The organism is Pseudomonas moraviensis subsp. stanleyae, assembly GCF_036283065.1.
GTDB lineage: Bacteria > Pseudomonadota > Gammaproteobacteria > Pseudomonadales > Pseudomonadaceae > Aquipseudomonas > Aquipseudomonas stanleyae.
The window spans coordinates 139121-159212 of record NZ_JAADJI010000008.1 but is presented as its reverse complement, the minus strand read 5'-3'; the positions used below and the strand labels follow the sequence as shown (position 1 = coordinate 159212).

Annotated in this window: 21 protein-coding genes; 10 read left to right on the top strand and 11 right to left on the bottom strand. The window is 60.0% G+C overall.

What is annotated here, in order from left to right:
- Positions 1 to 586: 586 nt before the first annotated feature.
- Positions 587 to 1453, top strand: coding sequence for a carboxylate/amino acid/amine transporter (locus tag GXB78_RS16015; RefSeq protein WP_329516066.1), 867 nt, complete (start codon positions 587 to 589; stop codon positions 1451 to 1453).
- Positions 1454 to 1559: 106 nt separating this feature from the next.
- Here GXB78_RS16015 and GXB78_RS16010 read toward each other — a convergent pair whose 3' ends face one another.
- The gene (locus GXB78_RS16010; RefSeq protein WP_329516065.1) at positions 1560 to 2858 is read right to left on the bottom strand and encodes a mechanosensitive ion channel family protein; all 1299 of its coding nucleotides are present in this window, start codon (positions 2856 to 2858) and stop codon (positions 1560 to 1562) included.
- Positions 2859 to 3048: 190 nt separating this feature from the next.
- Here GXB78_RS16010 and GXB78_RS16005 point away from each other — a divergent pair, with 190 nt between their 5' ends.
- Positions 3049 to 4389 carry a DEAD/DEAH box helicase gene (locus GXB78_RS16005; protein ID WP_039761006.1) on the top strand — a complete coding sequence of 447 codons (1341 nt, stop codon included), beginning with the start codon at positions 3049 to 3051 and terminating at the stop codon, positions 4387 to 4389.
- Positions 4390 to 4440: 51 nt separating this feature from the next.
- On the opposite strand, the gene GXB78_RS16000 is transcribed toward GXB78_RS16005, so the two are convergent.
- Both GXB78_RS16000 and GXB78_RS15995 read right to left on the bottom strand, forming a co-directional pair.
- Positions 4441 to 4716, bottom strand: coding sequence for a hypothetical protein (locus GXB78_RS16000; protein WP_329516064.1), 276 nt, complete (start codon positions 4714 to 4716; stop codon positions 4441 to 4443).
- Between the two features lie 88 nt (positions 4717 to 4804).
- On the bottom strand, positions 4805 to 5539 hold the full coding sequence (locus GXB78_RS15995) for a DUF899 domain-containing protein (protein WP_329516063.1): 735 nt from the start codon (positions 5537 to 5539) through the stop codon (positions 4805 to 4807).
- A 173-nt stretch (positions 5540 to 5712) separates the two neighbouring features.
- On the opposite strand from GXB78_RS15995, the gene GXB78_RS15990 reads away from it, so the two are divergent.
- Positions 5713 to 6105, top strand: a complete 393-nt coding sequence (locus GXB78_RS15990) for a transcriptional regulator (RefSeq protein WP_329516062.1) — start codon at positions 5713 to 5715, stop codon at positions 6103 to 6105.
- A 123-nt stretch (positions 6106 to 6228) separates the two neighbouring features.
- On the opposite strand, the gene GXB78_RS15985 is transcribed toward GXB78_RS15990, so the two are convergent.
- The 3 genes from GXB78_RS15985 to GXB78_RS15975 form a co-directional block, all read right to left on the bottom strand.
- Positions 6229 to 7098, bottom strand: a complete 870-nt coding sequence (locus GXB78_RS15985) for a DUF6279 family lipoprotein (protein ID WP_329516061.1) — start codon at positions 7096 to 7098, stop codon at positions 6229 to 6231.
- 77 nt (positions 7099 to 7175) lie between these two features.
- Complete coding sequence (locus GXB78_RS15980) at positions 7176 to 7892, bottom strand: TorF family putative porin (protein WP_329516060.1); 717 nt, start codon at positions 7890 to 7892, stop codon at positions 7176 to 7178.
- 203 nt (positions 7893 to 8095) lie between these two features.
- The gene (locus GXB78_RS15975; RefSeq protein WP_016985943.1) at positions 8096 to 8284 is read right to left on the bottom strand and encodes a hypothetical protein; all 189 of its coding nucleotides are present in this window, start codon (positions 8282 to 8284) and stop codon (positions 8096 to 8098) included.
- A 339-nt stretch (positions 8285 to 8623) separates the two neighbouring features.
- Here GXB78_RS15975 and GXB78_RS15970 point away from each other — a divergent pair, with 339 nt between their 5' ends.
- The 3 genes from GXB78_RS15970 (at position 8624) to GXB78_RS15960 (ending at position 11124) form a co-directional block, all read left to right on the top strand.
- On the top strand, positions 8624 to 9460 hold the full coding sequence (locus GXB78_RS15970) for a CvfB family protein (protein ID WP_329516059.1): 837 nt from the start codon (positions 8624 to 8626) through the stop codon (positions 9458 to 9460).
- Positions 9461 to 9549: 89 nt separating this feature from the next.
- Complete coding sequence (locus GXB78_RS15965) at positions 9550 to 9942, top strand: DUF2177 family protein (protein WP_329516058.1); 393 nt, start codon at positions 9550 to 9552, stop codon at positions 9940 to 9942.
- A gap of 252 nt (positions 9943 to 10194) precedes the next feature.
- On the top strand, positions 10195 to 11124 hold the full coding sequence (locus GXB78_RS15960; protein ID WP_329516057.1) for a DMT family transporter: 930 nt from the start codon (positions 10195 to 10197) through the stop codon (positions 11122 to 11124).
- Here GXB78_RS15960 and GXB78_RS15955 read toward each other — a convergent pair.
- A complete protein-coding gene (locus GXB78_RS15955; RefSeq protein WP_329516056.1) occupies positions 11072 to 12253 on the bottom strand; it encodes an MFS transporter in 1182 nt (393 codons plus the stop codon). The two genes, GXB78_RS15960 and GXB78_RS15955, sit on opposite strands and share 53 nt — an antisense overlap.
- 104 nt (positions 12254 to 12357) lie before the next feature.
- On the opposite strand from GXB78_RS15955, the gene ptrR reads away from it, so the two are divergent.
- Both ptrR and GXB78_RS15945 read left to right on the top strand, forming a co-directional pair.
- Complete coding sequence (ptrR, locus tag GXB78_RS15950) at positions 12358 to 13251, top strand: putrescine utilization regulator PtrR (RefSeq protein ID WP_076566500.1); 894 nt, start codon at positions 12358 to 12360, stop codon at positions 13249 to 13251.
- A gap of 142 nt (positions 13252 to 13393) precedes the next feature.
- Positions 13394 to 13522, top strand: coding sequence for a PA1414 family protein (locus tag GXB78_RS15945; protein ID WP_003184145.1), 129 nt, complete (start codon positions 13394 to 13396; stop codon positions 13520 to 13522).
- A gap of 161 nt (positions 13523 to 13683) precedes the next feature.
- On the opposite strand, the gene GXB78_RS15940 is transcribed toward GXB78_RS15945, so the two are convergent.
- The 4 genes from GXB78_RS15940 to speB all read right to left on the bottom strand — a co-directional run bounded on the left by GXB78_RS15940 (position 13684) and on the right by speB (position 18164).
- On the bottom strand, positions 13684 to 15063 hold the full coding sequence (locus tag GXB78_RS15940) for a sodium:solute symporter (protein WP_253500262.1): 1380 nt from the start codon (positions 15061 to 15063) through the stop codon (positions 13684 to 13686).
- A 163-nt stretch (positions 15064 to 15226) separates the two neighbouring features.
- The gene (locus GXB78_RS15935) at positions 15227 to 16729 is read right to left on the bottom strand and encodes a purine-cytosine permease family protein (RefSeq protein WP_329516054.1); all 1503 of its coding nucleotides are present in this window, start codon (positions 16727 to 16729) and stop codon (positions 15227 to 15229) included.
- 51 nt (positions 16730 to 16780) lie between these two features.
- Complete coding sequence (locus tag GXB78_RS15930; RefSeq protein ID WP_329516053.1) at positions 16781 to 17203, bottom strand: YybH family protein; 423 nt, start codon at positions 17201 to 17203, stop codon at positions 16781 to 16783.
- Positions 17204 to 17213: 10 nt separating this feature from the next.
- Positions 17214 to 18164: an agmatinase gene (speB, locus tag GXB78_RS15925; protein ID WP_003222717.1), complete on the bottom strand. Its 951-nt coding sequence runs from the start codon at positions 18162 to 18164 to the stop codon at positions 17214 to 17216.
- Between the two features lie 362 nt (positions 18165 to 18526).
- Here speB and GXB78_RS15920 point away from each other — a divergent pair, with 362 nt between their 5' ends.
- On the top strand, positions 18527 to 19420 hold the full coding sequence (locus tag GXB78_RS15920; protein WP_007956593.1) for a LysR family transcriptional regulator: 894 nt from the start codon (positions 18527 to 18529) through the stop codon (positions 19418 to 19420).
- A gap of 7 nt (positions 19421 to 19427) precedes the next feature.
- A complete protein-coding gene (locus GXB78_RS15915) occupies positions 19428 to 20024 on the top strand; it encodes a tRNA-uridine aminocarboxypropyltransferase (RefSeq protein ID WP_329516052.1) in 597 nt (198 codons plus the stop codon).
- Positions 20025 to 20092: the final 68 nt, after the last annotated feature.

The window sequence follows — 20092 nt, the reverse complement described above, 5'->3', positions numbered from 1 at the left end:
TGGATCAAGATCAAGAGCTGCACTCGAGCTAACGCTCATTGTGTTGAGTGGGGGAAGGGCCGGCTTTTTGGCCTTTCAAGATGGATGTTCGACGCGGTATCTCATGTCGGCGTCTCTCGACCAAACCCCTCGGTCAGTCCCCTCTCCCTCTGGGAGAGGGCTAGGGTGAGGGGCTTTTGATCTTTGCAGGACCCGCATTCGGCTCGATATGCCACGTCGGCGTATCTCGACCAAACCCCTCGGTCAGTGTCCCGCTCTCCCTCTGGGAGAGGGCTAGGGTGAGGGGCTTTTGATCTTTGCAGGACCCGCATTCGGCACGATATGCCACGTCGGCGTATCTCGACCAAACCCCTCGGTCAGTCCCCTCTCCCTCTGGGAGAGGGTTAGGGTGAGGGGCTTTGATCTTTGCAGGACCCGCATTCGGCTCGATATGCCACGTCGGGGTATCTCGACCAAACCCCTCGGTCAGTCCCCTCTCCCTCTGGGAGAGGGTTAGGGTGAGGGGCTTTTGATTCCGGCGCCGTTTGCTGTTGGAGCCCATCCGAAAACCCGCTATCGTCGCCGCCATTCGATTTTCGAGGCGAGCATGGGCTATCTACTTTTTGTCACGCTGATCCAGGCGTTTTCCTTCAGTCTGATCGGCGAGTACCTGGCCGGGCATGTCGACAGTTACTTTGCGGTGCTGGTCCGTGTGGTGTTGGCCGGGCTGGTGTTTATTCCGTTGACGCGCTGGCGTTCGGTGGAGCCGGCGTTCATGCGGGGCATGTTGCTGATCGGCGCGTTGCAGTTTGGTGTGACGTACGTTTGCCTGTACCTGAGTTTCCGTGTGCTGACGGTGCCGGAGGTGTTGCTGTTCACCATTCTCACGCCGCTGCACGTAACGCTGATCGAAGACGCGCTGAACCGCCGCTTCAATCCGTGGGCGCTGATTGCCGCGCTGGTGGCAGTCGGTGGTGCGGCGGTGATTCGTTTCGACAGCATCAGTCCGGACTTCTTCATGGGTTTCCTGCTGTTGCAGCTGGCCAACTTCACCTATGCCGCCGGGCAGGTCCTGTACAAACATCTGGTGGCGAAGCATCCGAGTGATCTGCCGCATTACCGGCGCTTCGGTTACTTCTACCTCGGCGCGTTAATGGTGGTGCTGCCAGCGTTCCTGTTGTTCGGCAAGGCGAATTTTCTGCCGGAAGCGCCGCTGCAATGGGCGGTGTTGCTGTTCCTCGGGCTGGTGTCGACGGCGCTGGGCCTGTACTGGTGGAACAAGGGCGCGTGCATGGTCAACGGCGGCACGCTGGCGGTGATGAACAACCTGCATGTGCCGGTGGGGTTGTTGTTGAATTTGCTGATCTGGAATCAGCATGAGGAACTGGGGCGATTGTTCCTCGGCGGGGGTGTGATTCTGGCGGCTGTGTGGATCAGTCGGTTGGGCATTCGCAAATCCCAGGCCACCGTATAACCCCTGTGGGAGCGAGCCTGCTCGCGAAGGCGCTGGGTCAGTTAAGTATGGGTCGACTGACACATTGCATTCGCGAGCAGGCTCGCTCCCACATTTGATCTTTGGGTTACATCAGGTGTTTTTCCGGCTCCGGAATACTCGCCGAGCCCAACACCGCCGGCAGCAACCCGGCGCGCAAATCCCCGCCACTCGGCTGCTGATAAAGGCTCAACCCGAACTCCGGCAAAACCGCCAGCAGATAATCGAAAATATCCCCCTGAATCCGCTCGTAATCGGCCCACACCGTGGTGCGGGTGAAGCAGTAGATTTCCAGTGGAATGCCCTGGGCGGTGGTCTGCATCTGCCTGACCATGCAGGTCATGTTCGGCTGAATCTCCGGGTGACTTTTCAGATACGCCAAAGCGTAGGCGCGAAAGGTGCCGATATTGGTCATCCGCCGGCGGTTGGCCGACATTGCTGCGACATTGCCCTGCGCCTCGTTCCAGGCCTTGAGCTCGGCTTTCTTGCGGCCCATGTAGTCGGTCAGCAGGTGCACTTGAGAGAGCTTTTCTTCTTCGTCGTCGCGGATGAAGCGCACGCCGCTGGCGTCGATGAACAGGCTGCGCTTGATCCGCCTGCCGCCGGACTGCTGCATGCCGCGCCAGTTCTTGAACGACTCGGACATCAGCCGCCAGGTCGGGATCGAGACGATGGTTTTATCAAAATTCTGCACTTTGACCGTGTGCAACGTGATGTCGACCACATCGCCATCGGCGCCGACTTGCGGCATCTCGATCCAGTCGCCGACCCGCAGCATGTCGTTGCTGGTCAGCTGCACACTGGCGACGAATGACAGCAGGGTGTCCTTGTAGACCAACAGGATCACTGCCGACATCGCACCCAGACCGGACAGCAGCAACAGCGGCGAACGGTCAATCAGGGTGGCGACGATGATGATTGCGCCGAACACGTACAAAACCATTTTCGCCAGCTGCACGTAGCCTTTGATCGAGCGCGTGCGTGCGTGCTCGGTGCGCGCGTAGATGTCGAGCAAGGCATTGAGCAGGGCGCTGACCGCCAGCAGCAGGAACAGAATGGTGAAGGCCAGCGCGACGTTGCCGAGAAAATTCATCGCGGTCTTGCTCAGTTCCGGCACCAGGTGCAGGCCGAACTGGATGACCAGCGACGGCGTCATCTGCGCCAGCCGTTGAAACACCTTGTTGTGGCGCAAATCGTTGATCCAGTGCAGCGCCGGTTGGCGGCCGAGCATGCGGCTGGCGTGCAGGATCAGGTAACGCGCCACTCGTCCGAGCACCAGCGCGATGACCAGCAGCACCAGCAGTGCCAGTCCCGATTGCAGCAACGGGTGCTCTTCGAGTGTGCCCCAGAGGTCCTGGGCGTTGAGCCAGAGCTGTTTGATATCCATGAGCGAAACGTTTCTTCTGTAAGACGCGAGGGCCGATTAGAGCATTTAAGACGCTGTGTATTGCAGCGAGTGACAAATCGGGCAACAAAAAACCAATGATTGTCGCCGTTTGCACAAAGAAACTCGGCCTGAGCGCTCGAAACCGGTAACCTATGCAGCTGTTTTTTTGCATATCTTCGAGGTAGCACCCGTGTTTTCCCAATTCGCCCTGCACGAACGCCTGCTCAAAGCCGTGGCCGAGCTGAAATTTGTCGAGCCAACGCCAGTGCAAGCCGCGGCCATTCCGCTGGCGCTCCAGGGGCGTGATCTGCGGGTGACGGCGCAAACCGGTAGCGGCAAGACCGCCGCTTTCGTCCTGCCGATTCTCAATCGCCTGATCGGCCCGGCAAAGATCCGCGTCAGCATCAAGACGCTGATCCTGCTGCCGACCCGTGAGCTGGCCCAGCAGACTTTGAAGGAAGTTGAACGCTTCGCGCAGTTCACCTTCATTAAGTCCGGCCTGATCACCGGCGGTGAAGACTTCAAGGTGCAGGCCGCAATGCTGCGCAAAGTGCCGGACATCCTCATCGGCACCCCGGGGCGGATGATCGAGCAGCTCAACGCCGGCAACCTCGACCTGAAAGAAGTCGAAGTGCTGGTGCTCGACGAAGCCGACCGCATGCTCGACATGGGTTTCGCCGAAGACGTGCAGCGTCTGGTCGATGAATGCCCGAACCGTCAGCAGACCATGCTGTTCTCCGCCACCACCGGCGGTTCCGGTCTGCGCGAGATGATCGCCAAGGTCCTGAACAACCCTGAGCACTTGCAGCTCAACGCGGTCAGCCAGCTGAACTCGACGACTCGTCAGCAAATCATCACCGCCGACCATAATCAGCACAAAGAGCAGATTGTGAACTGGTTGCTGGCCAACGAGACCTACCAGAAGGCGATCGTCTTCACCAACACCCGCGCCATGGCCGACCGCATCTATGGCCGCCTCGTGGCCCAGGAATACAAGGCGTTCGTGCTGCACGGCGAGAAAGACCAGAAGGATCGCAAACTGGCGATCGATCGTCTGAAGCAGGGCGGTGTGAAGATCCTCGTCGCCACTGACGTTGCGGCCCGTGGCCTGGACGTCGACGGTCTGGATCTGGTGATCAACTTCGACATGCCGCGCAGCGGCGACGAATACGTGCACCGCATCGGTCGTACCGGCCGTGCTGGCAACGATGGCCTGGCGATCTCGCTGATCTGCCATGGTGACTGGAACCTGATGTCGAGCATCGAGCGCTACCTGAAGCAAAGCTTCGAGCGCCGCACGATCAAGGAAGTCAAAGGCACCTACGGCGGGCCGAAAAAGGTCAAGGCCTCGGGCAAAGCCGTCGGCGTGAAGAAGAAAAAGACTGACGCCAAGGGCGACAAGAAGAAAACCGCCGCCAAGACGCCGACCAAGCGCAAGAGCGTCAACCGTCCGAAGCCGGATTCTCTGGTGAGCAGCGACGGCATGGCCCCGCTCAAGCGCCGCAAGCCGGCAGAGCCAGCGGCTGAGTAAGCTTTGGCAGCGCACATAAAAAAACCGGACATTGTCCGGTTTTTTTTCGCCTCAACTGTCGGCTTTTTTCTCCGCCGCTCCCAGTTCCTTCAAACGCTGATCGATCAACTGGCACTTGTCCGGCAAATCCGCACTGGCCGTGCCCAGATCCATTTTCTGCAACTCGGCGTTGATCTCTTTGGCCTTGGCCGGATTCTGCTCGGTGAGCTTCGAGACTTCCTTGGCCAGTTGCTCGCGTTTGATCGTCGCCTCTTCTGGCGTACAGGCCCAGACGGGCAGGGCGCAGGCGAGGGTGGCGGCGAGGGACAGCTTGATCAAGGTTTTCATGGGCAGGCCTCAGTTCCGGTTAAGGCGGGTCAATCGGTTGAGGGCTGAAGAGTGCAAAAGTTCACAAACTGTGACATCAGCGCTGCGCTCAATCACCCTGACAGCAACCCGACTCCGGCGCACCGTCATACCGATCATGATGCCGCACCCATTCCATGATCTCATCCTCGTTGCGGCCCTTGGGCGTCAGATCCAGATAGTGGTAAGCGCCGACCAACATGTCCAGACCTCGGGCATAAGTGGAGTAGGTGTGGAATATGTCGCCTTTGTCGTTGCGATAAAACACGCTCAGCCCCGGAATTTCTTCCTCGGCGCTGTCGGTCTTTTCGTAGTTGTACGTAGCCTTTCCCGCTGCGACATCCTCTGCCCGGGCGCAGACGCCGAAGTCGTAATTGAAATCGCAACCTTCTGACGAGACCCAGTCGAATTTCCAGCCCATGCGCTGTTTGAATGCCTGAAATTCGCTGAATGGCGCGTGGGAAACGGCGACTACCGCGACATCGTGGTGGGCCAGATGCTGGTTGGCGCCGTCGATGTGATCGCTGAGGAATGAGCAGCCCTGGCAGCCTTCTTCCCAGCCTTTGGCGAACATGAAGTGGTAGATGATCAACTGACTGTTGATGCCAAACAGGTCGTTGAGCTTGAGCTCGCCGTTCGGGCCCTGGAAATGATAGTCCTTGTCGACTTTCACCCACGGCAGGGCACGGCGCTCGGCGCTGAATCGATCGCGTTCTCTTGTGAAGGCTTTTTCGTGGGCCAGATGCTGTTGACGGGCGGCGAGCCATTCTTCGCGTGATACCACCGGGTGGTTTGCAACGTTCATGACGATGTCTCCTGCGGGTTGAGCCGGCTGTTTGAGACTAGTCGTTCAACGGGCAGGGGAATCGACACACCGCCGGTCGGTCGGCGTGAAAATATGCGGCTGAACGGCTGCGCAGCGCTTCGGTCACAACCTTGAACGCGGCACAAATTACCCGCACCGGAGGTTGAATCAGGATGACGACTTATAACTGGGATTTGATTGAACGTTTGCTGCACGAAGTGCAGAACAGCGCGGGCCACAGCTTCGCTCCCCGCGCTTATGCCGAGGACCATGCGGCCGAGAAAGCCAGCGCCGGCGAGCCGATCGAGAATCTCGACCATTTGAAAACGCTGGCCTGTGAGTATGAAAGTCTGCTGCTTGACCGAGGTTATATCGAACCGCGTCCGGATCATGAAGGCAGTACCGGCAACAATTTCATTCTGACGCCGCGCGGTTCCAGCCTGCTGAGCCTGATCGACAGCAGCATTCCCGGCAATGACCATCCGCGTCAGGTGCTGGATGAGCAGGAGGATGCGCTGGATGAGCTGACGTTTGATGAAGTCGCCTCAAAAGCCCAGATCGCCTGAGTCAGCGAAATCCGCCGTGTGGGAGCGAGCCTGCTCGCGAATACGATCTGCCAGTGACATTTGAGCTGTCTGGCACTCCGTCTTCGCGAGCAGGCTCGCTCCCACAATGGGCCATTGGAGTATTCACGATTTCTGTGCGGCCTTAAGGCATTTCAGGTCATTGAAATCCTTGCGCACGCCTTCAATCTTTTTCAGCAAGCGCTCACGTTGTTGCGGCGTGCTCTCCGCCATCAAGTCCACAAACAGCGACCGCGCCTGCGCTTCAGTATTGGCGTAGGCCTTACGGTAGTCCGCTGTCCATAACCGCTCGCGGTTGACCAGAAGCGTCTCGATGCGTTGTGGGAATTCCGGGCTTTTGCGTTGCGCGACGGCGGCGCTGAACTGTTGCTGCCAATGCGCACGGTTGGCGATCCATTGGGTGTTCTGGTCGCCCAGGGCGTTGGTCCACGCCACGACGCGTTGTTTTTGCGTGTCGCTCAACGGACCCAGCCAGTCGTTCAAGCGTTTCTCCATCCGCTCGCCGCGTTCCTTGATCTGCTGAGCCAACGGCGGTTTCACGTATTCCTGCTGACGTTTGCGCAAATCCTTGGCGAACGCGTCATTCATTTCCGCCACCTGTTTATCGTCCAGGCCCTGCAGCAGCTCGATCGCCGACGGGGTGATCTCCCGGGCGGTTTCGGCAATGGCCTGTTTGGCTTCGGCGGTGCGTTCCTGCAAAGCGGCGTCGGTGACCTGGTTGCTTTCGACCATGGCCTGCAAACGGTCCAGCCAATCGAGGTAGCCCGGCAACTGCGTGGTGCAGTGCCAGCTCAGGTGTTCTTTGAGCCTTTCGTTGAACCAGTCTTTCTGCTCGCCGTTCATGTCCACATAGTCGCTGAGCGACCACGGGATAATCACGTCAAGGTTGCGGTAGGCCAGGCCCACGCGGCTGCAAGCGCCGAGGGCGAGGGTGAAGATCAGCAGGGCGGCAATCTGTTTGAACCAGCGAGACATGGGCAAATCCTTGCGAGAGCCTGGCGTCGGAAATCTGATTCTTATGTGATGCAGGATGCGCCCGGCAGTTCAGCCGATCAATAGAACGTACGTACGGCCTTGAGCGTGACGAGGCCGTCGCACTCGCTGTTGTGCCCGGAATAGGCCGAGCAATCGTTGCCGCTGAGGCTGGAATTGCTGTAGATCAGATCCAGATCGACGCCCATGAACGGCCGCGACAGTTTCACCGACCAATCGGTGAAACTGCTGACATAACCCCCGTCGACCGCCACCGGCGTGTTCAGTTGATGGGTGGTGTACTTCATGCTCACGCCAATGCCGAACGGCTGATTGCCACTGAGATCGGCAAACAAGGTGTTGTTCTGTTTATCCGGGTCATTGCTCAGGGCAATGCCGAAACGGCTGCCGAGCAGGGTCAGGCCACCAAACAGCTCCTGACTGTCGAGGGTGTCGACACGGGGATAGCTGTAATGAATCATCCCGACTTCATAGCCGAGCACCTGATCGAAAGGTTGCTTGAAGCCGACGTAGGAATCGATCTCGAGGTTCTTGCCCGGCGTGATGCCCATGCTGGGTGCGTACTGGCCGAAATACACGCCGCTGTCGTGGCTCAGATCGAGGCCGCCGTGGAACGAGCCGACCGCCGCCGGTTTGACCAGACCCTGGGCCATGCTGCGGCTGGGTGTGGTGCCGAGCTTGAGATCGAAGTCGCCCAGTTCACCCTGAAAAACCTGCGCGTGCGCGGTCGCGCCTGACACCAGGCTGACGAACAATAAACAGGGAAATAGGCGCATGCGTCACTCCATGAACCGAGAGCGCAGGGCGAAGGCCTGCTGAAACGCTTGATCTAGACGCGTGCAAGGATACCGGCGAATGCTCGGCATTGATGGCCGTTCGTCGATTTTCGGAGATTTTTGTTTAAAGCGAAGGGGGATGGTGCGGTGCCAGTCCAGGCGCTTCGAAGCTCAAAGCGCCTCTGGACGGGGTGAAACCGGTATTACTTCTTGCCCAGGCTGATCTGCTTGGACGGGCCGAACGTCTGGCCGCTGACGCCTTTGGCAATTTGCTGGATCTCGCCGCCGGACTTGAGGAACGCTGCGATCTGATCGTTGATCGATTCGCTGGTTTCAACGGCTGGAGCTGGCTTTGCTTTGCTGGTGGATGCTTTTACACGCATGGCGGCCATTAACCTGTAGAAAAGTAACTCGGCCAGGTATCGTACAGGAATAACTTGACAATAGCTTGGTAAATATCCCCGGGAATAACCAACCGCAGCGCTGCATTATTGCCCGATCGATACGATTAATATGTCGCTAAGCGACTGTTTTAAATAAGAACATCTGATCAGCCCGAGGCAATTGCGCACAGCCGTGAGCCGCCCGGCCGGACTGACGAGCGGCACCTCGCGGTGCAGTGATCAAGCAGAATCAACATGTTGAAGCAGATTTCCCGCTGCGAAGATCTGTCGCCCGACGTTTGCGGCAAAAACGGGTAGAATGCCGCCCACGTATTGAGGGTTTCGGAAATGGCTTTAGTCGGGCGTTACAACAGTTTGCAAGTGGTTAAACACACTAACTTCGGTTTATATCTGGACGGCGGTGCCGATGGCGAAATTCTTTTGCCCAACCGTTATATCCCCAAAGATATTCCCAGCGAAGATGAAGACTGGCTCAACGTATTCATCTACCTGGACAGCGAAGACAAACTTCTCGCCACCACGGAAAAACCGAAAGTCCAGGTCGGCGAATTTGCCAGCCTGAAAGTGGTTGAAGTCAACAGCATCGGCGTGTTCCTCGACTGGGGTCTGCCGAAAGATCTGTTGCTGCCGTACTCGGAAGAAAAGCGCCAGATGACTGCCGGCGAATACTGCGTGGTGCATGTGTACCTCGACAAACACACGCGTCGCATCACCGCTACCGCGCGCCTCGATCGTTATCTGGACAAGACCCCGGCTACTTACAGCCCGGGCCAGGAAGTGGATCTGCTGGTGGCCGAAGCGACAGACATGGGCTTCAAAGCGATCATCAACAACAAACACTGGGGCTTGATCCACAAGAACGAAATCTTCAAGTTCATGCGCTCGGGCATGCGCGAGAAAGGCTTCATCAAGGAAGTGCGCGCCGACGGCAAGATCAGCCTGAGCCTGCAACCGGTTGGCCAGGAAGCGGCGAGCAGCCTGAGTTCGAAGATCCTCGGCAAGCTGCGCGAAAACAACGGCACTCTGGCGGTCAGCGACAAGAGTGATCCGGCGTTGATCAGCAGCCTCTTCGGCGTCAGCAAGGGCAACTTCAAGAAAGCCATCGGCTCGCTCTACAAGGAAGGCAAGATCGTCATTCACGCCGATCGCATTGAACTAACCTGACTCACCGCAGGCCCATGGTAGGAGCTGCCGAAGGCTGCGATCTGTTGATCTTGAAAGTCGGCGGTTCCCACCTCTAAAGGGATGAGCCAATGAAAAAGCCTTTGATCGCTTACGTCGTCACGCTGCTGACGTTTCTGCTGCTCGATGGCATCTGGCTCGGGCTGTTGATGGCGCCGACCTATCGCGAACTGCTCGGTTCGCTGATGCTGGAAAAACCGCTGCTGTTCCCCGCAGCGGTTTTTTATTGCCTGTACGTTATCGGCTGCGTGGTGTTTGTGGTGATGCCGGCGCTACGCTGGCAGCGCGCGGCGAAGCTCGGTGCGCTGTTGGGGCTGGTGGCGTACGGCACCTATGACCTGACCAATTGGGCGACGTTGCGCGGCTGGTCGGTGCAGGTGAGTTTGCTGGATTGGGCGTGGGGCACAGTGGCGACCGCGGTTGCCTGCACGGTGGGTTATCTGGTGGCAAAGCGATTCGCCTGAGTGATCCAAAAGCTTTATCGCCAGTGCTGACCTCTTCGCGAGCAGGCTCGCTCCCACATGTTCACCGAACCCTCTGTGGGAGCGAGCCTGCTCGCGAATGACGGCGCAGCCGTCAACCATTCAGCGCTGACGTCACTGACCAACTGAATGTCTTTTCCAGACGCCTTTCTCTGCTCATCTGGTTGATAATCCCCGACACTGTTTTCTGACCAATGGATGGCCTGCCATGTTGTATCTGTTCGAGGTGTTGCGGTGAGTGCCGAGCGGCGCAATGCCGACGGTTTTGCCCTGCAAGTGATGATCGGCCTGTGCCTGATCTGGGGTGTCCAGCAAGTCCTGATCAAGTGGGCGGCAACGGACATCGCGCCGGTGATGCAAGCGGCGGGGCGCTCGGGAATTTCCGCGTTGCTGGTCGGCTTGCTGATCTGCTGGAAGGGCGGTTGGGATCAGGTCCCCAGTACTTGGCGCGGGGGGCTGCTGGCCGGTGCGCTGTTTGGTCTGGAGTTCCTGTTCATCGCCGAGGGCCTGCAACTGACCACTGCCGCGCACATGTCGGTGTTCCTCTATACCGCGCCGATCTTCACCGCTCTCGGTGTGCATTTTCTCCTCGCCAGCGAACGCCTGCGCCCATTGCAATGGCTGGGGATTCTGCTGGCTTTCATCGGCATCGCGATTGCCTTCGCCGGCGGTGTGTCGTGGGACAACCTCGACCGCCGCATGCTCCTGGGCGATGCCTTCGGCGTGCTGGCGGGCGCCTGCTGGGGCGCGACCACCGTGGTGGTGCGGGCCTCGCGACTGTCGGAAGCGCCGGTGACATTGACCCTGTTTTATCAGCTGATAGTCGGCTTCATCGGCCTGCTGTTGATCGCGCTGTTCAGCGGCCAGATTACTCACGTCAGCCTGACCACCGTGGCGGTGGGCAGTGTGCTGTTCCAAGGGCTGGTGGTGTCGTTCTTCAGTTATCTGGTGTGGTTCTGGCTGCTGCGTCGTTATCTGGCGGCCAACCTGGCGGTGTTCTCGTTCATGACGCCGTTGTTCGGCGTGACCTTCGGCGTGCTGCTGCTCGGTGAGGAGTTGAGCCTGAACTTCGTCATTGGCGCCGTACTGGTGTTGCTCGGCATCACCTTCGTCAGCGCCGAGCAGTGGCTGCGTCGGCGTTTGCGCAAGGCGCTGGGCCAGTAGCTTTTACCTGCATCGCCAGCGCGCCTGCCACCAACAGGCCTGCGCCGGCGATCAGCAGCGCCGGCTGCAAACCGCCGCTGAAATGGCTGCTCAGCGCCGCCAGCAACGGGCCGCTGAGCTGGCCGCCGGCGAAGCACGCTGTGAGCATCCCGGCGTTGCGCTGAGTGGCGTGGGGTGCGAGTTCCCGCGAGCGCTGCATCACCAGTTGCATACAGGCCAGAAACGGCGTGCCGCAGAGGATCACCCCCAACGCCAGACCGAGGCCGCTGCCGAGCAGACAGGCGAACACACCGGCCGCTTGCAGCCATAACGTCGCCATCAGCCAGTGCCGCGTGGTTTCGGGATCATGCCGGCGCAGGCTCACCAGCCAAACACCGATCGCCGCGCCGAGGCCAAAGCATGGCCAGAACAGATCCGCCTGCCACTGACCGTGAAATTGCGTGTTGGCCATTTGCGCCAGAAACGTCGCCGGAATGATGTAGCCGATGCCGTACAGCGCATACACCAGCGCCAGCCGGCCAATGCCTCGGTTCGCTGAGTTCACATGCGTTGTCGCTGGCGTGGTTACCACGCTGGGCTGCGGCAACAACCGCCAGACGCCAAGCATCATCAGCAACGCGGCGACTGCGTAAATCAGCCATAGCGTCGCTGATGTTTGCTGCAATCGATGTGAGACCAGCGCCAGCAACCCTGTGAGAAAAATCCCCAGACCCGGCCCTGCGAAAACCAGAGCGCCCCAGCGCGGACGACCCGCGGCCGCCGCCAGCGGCTGACTGAGTGAAGTGATCATCACCAGCACCCAGGCGCTCGCCACGCCGGTGCCAAAGCGCAGCAGCAGGTGCGACCAGAAACCGTTGGCCCAGAACGACGCCAGTGTCAGCAGCACGCACAGCCACAACCCGCCATGCAGACGGCGCAGCACCTGTCGCGGACGCTGGGCGAACATCGCGTCCACGGCACCGAGCAGATAGCCGAAATAGTTGGCCGCCGCAATCAGACCGGCGGCCGTGAGGTCGATCTGCCCTTCGCTGAGCAGGTGCGGCATCTGCGGCGTCAGGGCAAAACGGCCGATGCCCATGGCCAGCATCAGGGCGACAAAGCAGGCGGACAAGCGAATCAGCGGCGACATGGTCGGGCTTCCTTGGAAGGTTCAATGACCGTCAGGCTAGGATCGATTGACTTTCTTTAAAATTGAATAATAGTGAGCAACTTGTTCTGTTCAGGAGAAAGCAGATGGAATTCAGCCAACTGCGGATTTTTCAGGCGGTCGCCGAGGAAGGCTCGATTACCCGCGCCGCCGAGCGCCTGCATCGCGTGCCATCGAACCTGTCGACGCGGCTGAAACAGCTCGAAGAGCAATTGGGTGTCGAACTGTTCGTCCGCGAGCGGCAGCGCTTGCAGTTGTCGCCGGCGGGCAAGGTTCTGCTCGACTACACCGGCAAACTTTTCGCCCTGCGCGATCAGGCCAGCGCGGCGGTGATGGGCGGGCAACCGGCCGGTGACTTCGTGCTGGGCACCATGTACAGCACGGCGGCGATCCATCTGCCGGCGTTGCTGGCGCGTTATCACAAGCAGTACCCGATGGTGAATTTGCAGGTGCAATCGGCACCGACCGGCGAATTGCTCGAAGGCTTGCTCACCGGCCGCCTCGACGCAGCGTTGGTCGACGGGCCGCTGGAACTGGCGGGCCTCGATGGCGTGCCGCTGTGCGAGGAGCGGCTGGTGCTGATCACTGAAATCGACCATCCACCGGTGCACAGCGCGCGGGATGTCGAGGGGCGATCGGTGTTCACTTTTCGTCAGGGCTGTTCGTATCGCATGCGTCTGGAGGCATGGTTCTCTCATTACCATGCGGCGATGGGGCGGCCGATGGAAATCGAGTCGTATCAGGGCATGCTCGCCTGTGTGATCGCCGGCAGCGGTGTGGCACTGATGGCCGAGTCGATGCTCGCCAGCCTGCCGGGTCGCGAAAGCGTCGCCGTGCATCCGTTGGCCGAGCCGTTCGCGGGTGCGACAACGTGGCTCATGTGGCGCAAGGGCATGGCCGGGGCCAACCTGAATGCCTGGATCGACGTGCAGCAAGCGGTCTATCCCGTGGCTTTGCATGAAGTACGTGAAACAGCCTGAACCAATCGCCCGGGATTCTGTTCAATTCAGTAACAGATCATTGCGGATTTGGCCGAGCATTGCGTAGGACTTCGGACTATTATCAGTGCGAAGCGGCCTCAGAATTCCGGCCGCTCAGCACCACCCTGAAGGGGGCATGACGATGAAAGAGAAAATCCAGAACTGGCTGCACGATTTGGGAGTTGCCCTCGGTTTGATCGAACCGCCTCTGCAACCGGTACCGATTCGCACGGACGACGAACAGCGTCGGCGCCAGCCACGTCGCCGTTAATAGCTCCGATCAGAGATTTCAGGATCGCAGCCGTCGGCGGTTTCTACACATTGTAGAAGCTGCCGAAGGCTGCGATCTTTTGCTTTTCGCCAAGCGAAAAAAACGGGTGTGGCCACCGACGCCACACCCGCTGAAGAAAACATCCAGTCGTTACGGCGGATTCACACCGCAGTTGCCACGGTCGCCGGGCGACGGGACAACAGGCTGACCACGACAAAACTCACCAGGCCAACGGCCAGGCTGTAGTAGATCGGCGTATTGGCATCCAGACCATCCTTGAACATGAACAGCAGCGCCGTGGCGAAGCCCAGGCCCATGCTGGCGATCGCGCCAGCGGTGGTTGCACGTTTCCAGAAAATCGCCCCGATCAGCGGAATCAGCATGCCGCCAACCAACAGGTTATAGGCGAGGGTGAGCGCGCTGATCACGTCATTCACCACCAGCGCGATCCCCAAAACCACTACGCCGGTCAGAAGAGTGAACAAGCGGTTCACGCCCAGGCTCGACTGTTTGCCGCCACGCAGTTTCGGCAGCAGATCTTCGGTCAGCGTAGTGGCCGCGGCGAGCAGGCCGGCGCTGGCGGTGGACATCATCGCCGCCAGTGCAGCCGCGATAACCAGGCCACGGATGCCATCGGGCAGCGACAGTTTGACGATGGCCGCAAAGGCATTGTTGACGTTGTCCAGGTCCGGAATCAGCACGTGCGCGGCCATGCCGATCAGCGCGCAGGCCAGGCCGTAAACGATGCAGTAGATGCCAGCGATGCTGCCGGCGTATTGCGCGACTTTGGCAGTCTTGACGGTGAACACCCGTTGCCAGATGTCCTGGCCGATGAGGATGCCGAAGAAGTAGATCATGAAGTAGGTGATGATCGTGTCCCAGCCGATCGTGGTGAAGTTGAACGCAGTGGCTGGCAGTTTCAGCACCAGCTCATCCCAGCCGCCGACGCGGTACAGGCAGATCGGCAACAGGATGAACATCAGGCCGACGGTCTTGATGATGAACTGGACGATGTCGGTCAGGGTCAGTGACCACATGCCGCCGATCGCCGAATAGATCACCACCACGCCACCGCCGAGCAGTACCGAAATCCAGAACGGCAGGCCGAACAGCACTTGCAGCACGGTGCCGATGGCGAGGATCGAGGTCACGCCGATCATCAGCGCATAAGCCAGCATGATCGCCGCGCTCGCCGAGCGGGCCATCGGGTTGTAGCGTTTTTCCAGGACCTGGGTAACGGTGTAGATCTTCAGTTTCAGCAGCGGCTTGGCGAGGAACAGGTTCAGCGCAACGATGCCGCAGCCCAATGCCGCACACAGCCAGAAACCGGAAATGCCATGCACGTAGCCCAGGCGCACGGTGCCGACGGTCGACGCACCGCCAAGCACGGTCGCGGCCATGGTGCCCATGTACAGGCTTGGGCCGAGGTTGCGACCAGCGACGAGAAAGTCCTCGTTGGTCTTGGCCTTGCGCATGCCGAAGTAGCCGAGCAAGAGCATGCCGGCGGCGTAGATGAGGACGACGAATAAATCCAAAGCCATGATGGCGTGTCTCCGATTGTCTTTTTTATGGTGAGGCAAATGGGTTCTGCAGGGCTTCCTGTGGGAGCGAGCCTGCTCGCGAATACGCACGCACATTCAACAAGGATGTGACTGACAGATCGCTTTCGCGAGCAGGCTCGCTCCCACAGGGTTTTGCGTTTATTCAGGCGGCCTGGCGCAGTTCAGGTCTTTCAACGACTTGGCTGCGCACATCCTCCGGCCCAAACACTTCGCGCGGTTCCGGAAACAGCTTGAGCAGCGTCAGATAAACCACCGACGCCAGGCCCAATGTCACCGGCAGGCTGATGTCGATGCCGCCGGCCAGTTCGCCCAGCGGGCCGACGAACTGCCCCGGCAGGTTGACGAAGCACAGGCCAACCAGTGCGCTCGGAATCCACGCGCCGAGACCGCGCCAGTTCCAGCCGTGGTTGAACCAGTAGCGTCCGCCCTGTTCGCCGCGGGTGAACACTTGCAGGTCATCCGGGCAGTAGAAGCCGCGCCGCACCAGCAGGCCGATGATCATGATCACCATCCAAGGGGTGGTGCAGGTGATGATCAGCACGGCGAAGGTCGACACGCTCTGCACCAGGTTCGCCGCAAACCGGCCGATGAAGATGAAGGCGATCGACAGCACGCCGATCAGCAAAGTCGCCTTGACCCGAGAGAGGACGCGCGGGAACACGCTGGACATGTCCAGGCCGGTGCCATACAGCGACGTGGTGCCGGTGGACATGCCGCCGATCACCGCAATCAGGCACACCGGCAGGAAGAACCAGCTCGGCGACACCGCCAGCAAGCCACCGACGTAGTTGTTCGCGGCGATATAGTCAGGCGCCTTGATCGCCACGATGGTGGCGGTGGCCAGCCCAAACAGGAACGGGATCAACGTTGCCAGTTGCGCCGCGATCACCGCCAGCATGATCCGGCCCTTCGGCGTTGTACGCGGGATGTAGCGCGACCAGTCGCCGAGGAACGCACCGAAAGAAATCGGATTACTCATCGCCACCAGCGCCGCGCCGATGAATGCCGCCCAGAACCCCGTCTGACCCAGCGCCACGCTGCCGGCGTACTGGCTGTCAAAAGCCGGGGCGAAGGCGAAGATGCCGAGCAGGAACAACAGGCTCGCGGCCCACACCGCGATGCGGTTGACCCACAGCATGATGCGGAAGCCGTAGATGCACACGGTCAGCACCAGCAGTGCGAACAAGCCGTAGGCCAGGCCCAGGGTCAGGTCGGTTTCCGGCAAATCGACGAGGCGTTTGGCGCCGCCGACCAGCGCATCACCCGAACTCCACACTGACAACGAGAAGAACGCGATCGCCGTCAGCAACGACAGGAACGAGCCGACAATCCGCCCGTGCACGCCGAAGTGCGCACCGGAAGACACGGCGTTGTTGGTGCCGTTGAGCGGGCCGAACAGGCCCATCGGTGCGAGGATCAGCGCGCCGACCACCACACCCAGGACAATCGCCCAGACACCGGCCTGAAACGACAGGCCAAACAATACCGGGAAACTGCCGAGCACCGCGGTGGCAAATGTATTGGCGCCGCCGAAGATCAAGCGAAACAAGTCGCTGGGTCGGGCGTCGCGCTCATGATCCGGGATCTGTTCGACCCCGTTTGTTTCGATGCTGCTAAGGCTTTTTCCGTTGTTGTTGTTATTCATGATCTGCTCCGATCATCAGGCGCGCTCATCGTGCGTGAACGTCACCATTGGCTAAGGGGGTGGCAGCCCTTCCGGCATTGCGGACAAATGTTCGTGACAGGCCAGCCATAGGCCTTGTTGTTCTAGGCTCGACGTTTGTTTCTTGAAAACAATCGTCTCGCGCTCCTGGCTGAAGTGTTGCTCCCCTTGCATGCGCAGCTCGGTGGCCACGTCATGGATGAAAATCGCCACGTCACCTTGCAGGCTGACGAAGGCGTTGCTCGAGGTGCACGACAGCACCTCGAAACCCTCCTCGGCGCGCCAGCGATCCCACAACGCCTGATAGGCATCGCGCGACAGCAGTGGCTGATCGAGGGTGTAGAAGACGAAGCTGGCATCGGCGCTGAACGCTCCGAAGTAAGCTTCGCGATCGTTACGCGCAAACGCGGCGACCAACTCGGCGGCCGCTTGCAAAACCTGATCACGTGCGTGCATGACCGGCCCCTCAGCGATGAACCACGCCAGGCAGTACGCAGAGCATTTCGTACAGCAGGTTGGCGGCCAGCAGCGAGGTGTTGCCGGTGGTGTCGTAAGCGGGCGAGACTTCTACCAGATCGCAACCGATCAGGTCGAGGCCCTGGCAGCCACGGACGATTTCAATTGCCTGAATGGTCGTCAGCCCGCCGATTTCCGGGGTGCCGGTGCCGGGCGCCCAGGCCGGGTCGATGCCGTCGATGTCGAAACTCAAATAGACAGGGCCGCCACCGACTTTCTCGCGCACTTCGGCCATCAGCGGCGCCAGCGATTTGTGCCAGCACTCTTCGGCCTGCACCACGCGAAAGCCCTGATCGCGGCTCCAGTTGAAGTCGTCGGCGGTGTAACCCTGGGCGCGCAAACCGATCTGCACCACGCGATCGCAATCGAGCAGACCTTCCTCGACAGCGCGACGGAACGTGGTGCCGTGGGCGATCTTCTCGCCGAACATGTGATCGTTGACGTCAGCGTGGGCATCGATGTGCACCAGGCCAACCTTGCCGTGCTTTTTATGAATCGCGCGCAGGATCGGCAGGGTGATGGTGTGGTCGCCACCCAGTGTCATCGGGATGACGTTGTGCTCGAGGATGTTGTCATAGGCTTCTTCGATGATGCGCACGGCGTCGAGAAGGTTGAAGGTGTTGATCGCCACGTCACCGATATCGGCAACCGACAGCGAGTCGAACGGCGCGGCACCGGTAGCCATGTTGTACGGGCGGATCATCACCGATTCGGTGCGGATGTCGCGCGGCCCGAAGCGGGTGCCGGGGCGCAGCGAAGTGCCGATGTCCAGCGGCACGCCAACGAAGGCAGCATCCAGCCCGGCAGCGGTCGGTACATGGGGAAGTCGGAGCATGGTGGCGATGCCGCCGAAGCGCGGCATTTCGTTGCCGCCCAGTGGTTGGTGAAGAATCTTGTCCACGGGTAGGGCCTCATCGTCTTTGTTTTATTTATGCCGGCGCGCCGTGGAGCACAGGTTCGGACGCCGCTGTGGGGCCGATGATGCGAAATGTAGTGACGCGGAAGAATCGCTACGGGCAAAAACTTAGTTCAGATTTTTCTAAACTAATGCTGGGGTGCGGGATAGACTCGTTGGCCATGTATAGATGAACCTGTGGCGAGGGAGCTTGCTCCCGCTGGACGGCGAAGCCGGCCCGAAACCATTCGACTCGGTACATCAGATGAACTGTATTCACCGGGTTTGCGACTGCTTCGCAGCCGAGCGGGAGCAAGCTCCCTCGCCACAAGGGATGTGGTGTTCCAGATCTTTCTGTGGAGTCTTTGATGGCCAACGCTTTACCCGACCTGAAACTCCTGCGCATCTTCGTCAGCGTCGTGCGCCATCAGGGTTTTGCCAATGCGCAGCAGGAACTCAACCTGTCGACCTCGGCGATCAGCACTTACATGAGCCAGCTCGAAGCCGCGCTCGGTCTGGTGCTCTGCCATCGTGGGCGGGGCGGGTTCAGCCTGACCAGCAAAGGCGAGCTGTTTCATCAGGAAACCCTGCGCCTGCTCGCCGAGCTTGAAGGCTTCGAGCAATACGCTGCCGCGCTCAAGGGCGAATTGCGCGGCACGCTCAATCTCGGGGTGATCGATTCCACGGTCAGCGACAAAGCCCTGCCGTTTGCCGAAGCCATTGGCGCCTACAGTCAGGAACACCCGGCGGTGCATCTGCACCTGTCGGTGATGAGCCCATATGAGTTGCAACTCGGCGTGCAGGACAACCGCCTCGACCTGGCCATCGGTGCGTTTTCCACGCGCATGAGTGGTCTGGTCTACATGCCGCTGTATCGCGAGCAGCACTGGCTGTATTGCAGCAGTCGCCACCCGTTGTTCAACGAACGGCGGATTCCCGAGCAGGTCATCACCCAGCAACGGATGGTCGGGCGCGGTTACTGGAGTCAGGCGGAACTGGCCCGGCACGGTTTCAAACACAGCGCCGCGACCGTGGAAAGCATGGAAGCGCAGCTGATTCTGGTGCTGTCCGGCGCTTACATCGGTTATCTGCCGGAACACTACGCGCAGGCCTGGGCCGACAAGGGTGATTTGCGTGTTCTGCTGCCGGCGACCTTCGGTTATCAGGCGCCGTTTTCGATGATCATGCGCAGGGGCCGCAGTCGTGAGCCGCTGATCCAGACCTTTCGCGATTTGCTTAAAGCACAGCTCAATCAGGCGTGAGAAAAAAATGTCCCGACCCCAATGCCCGCGCTGCCTGCGCCCACAAACCCATTGTCTGTGCCCATTGATTCCGCACCTCGACAGCCGCACCCGGGTGTTGCTGCTGCAGCATCCGAGCGAGGTCAATCACGCGCTCAATACTGCGCGACTGGCGGCGCTGGGGCTGAGCAATGCCGAGCTGATTGTCGGCGAGGTATTCGATGATTTGCCGGCACTGTTGAACCGGCCGGGTTATCGGGCGCGGTTGCTGTTTCCGGCTGAGGATGCGCAGCCATTGCAGGCTTACGGTGAATCCGATGAGTCGTTGTTGCTGGTCGTGCCCGACGGCACCTGGCGCAAAGCGCGCAAAATGCTGCACCTCAATCCGCTGCTGGCGGCGCTGCCACGAGTGACCCTGGCCGAGGGCGGTGTGTCGCGCTATCGCTTGCGCAAGGCTCCGGGGCCTGGGGCGTTATCGACTATCGAGGCGATCGTGCAAGCGCTCGAAACCCTCGAAGCGCCGACGAGGTTTGCGCCGTTACTCAAGCCGTTTGAGGCATTGATCGAAGGGCAGATTGCGGCGATGGGGGAGGAGATTTATCAGAAGAACCATGGGGCGCAATAGGGGGGCTGTGGCGAGGGAGCTTGCTCCCGCTGGGCTGCGCAGCAGACCCAAGATCCTTCACCTAATTG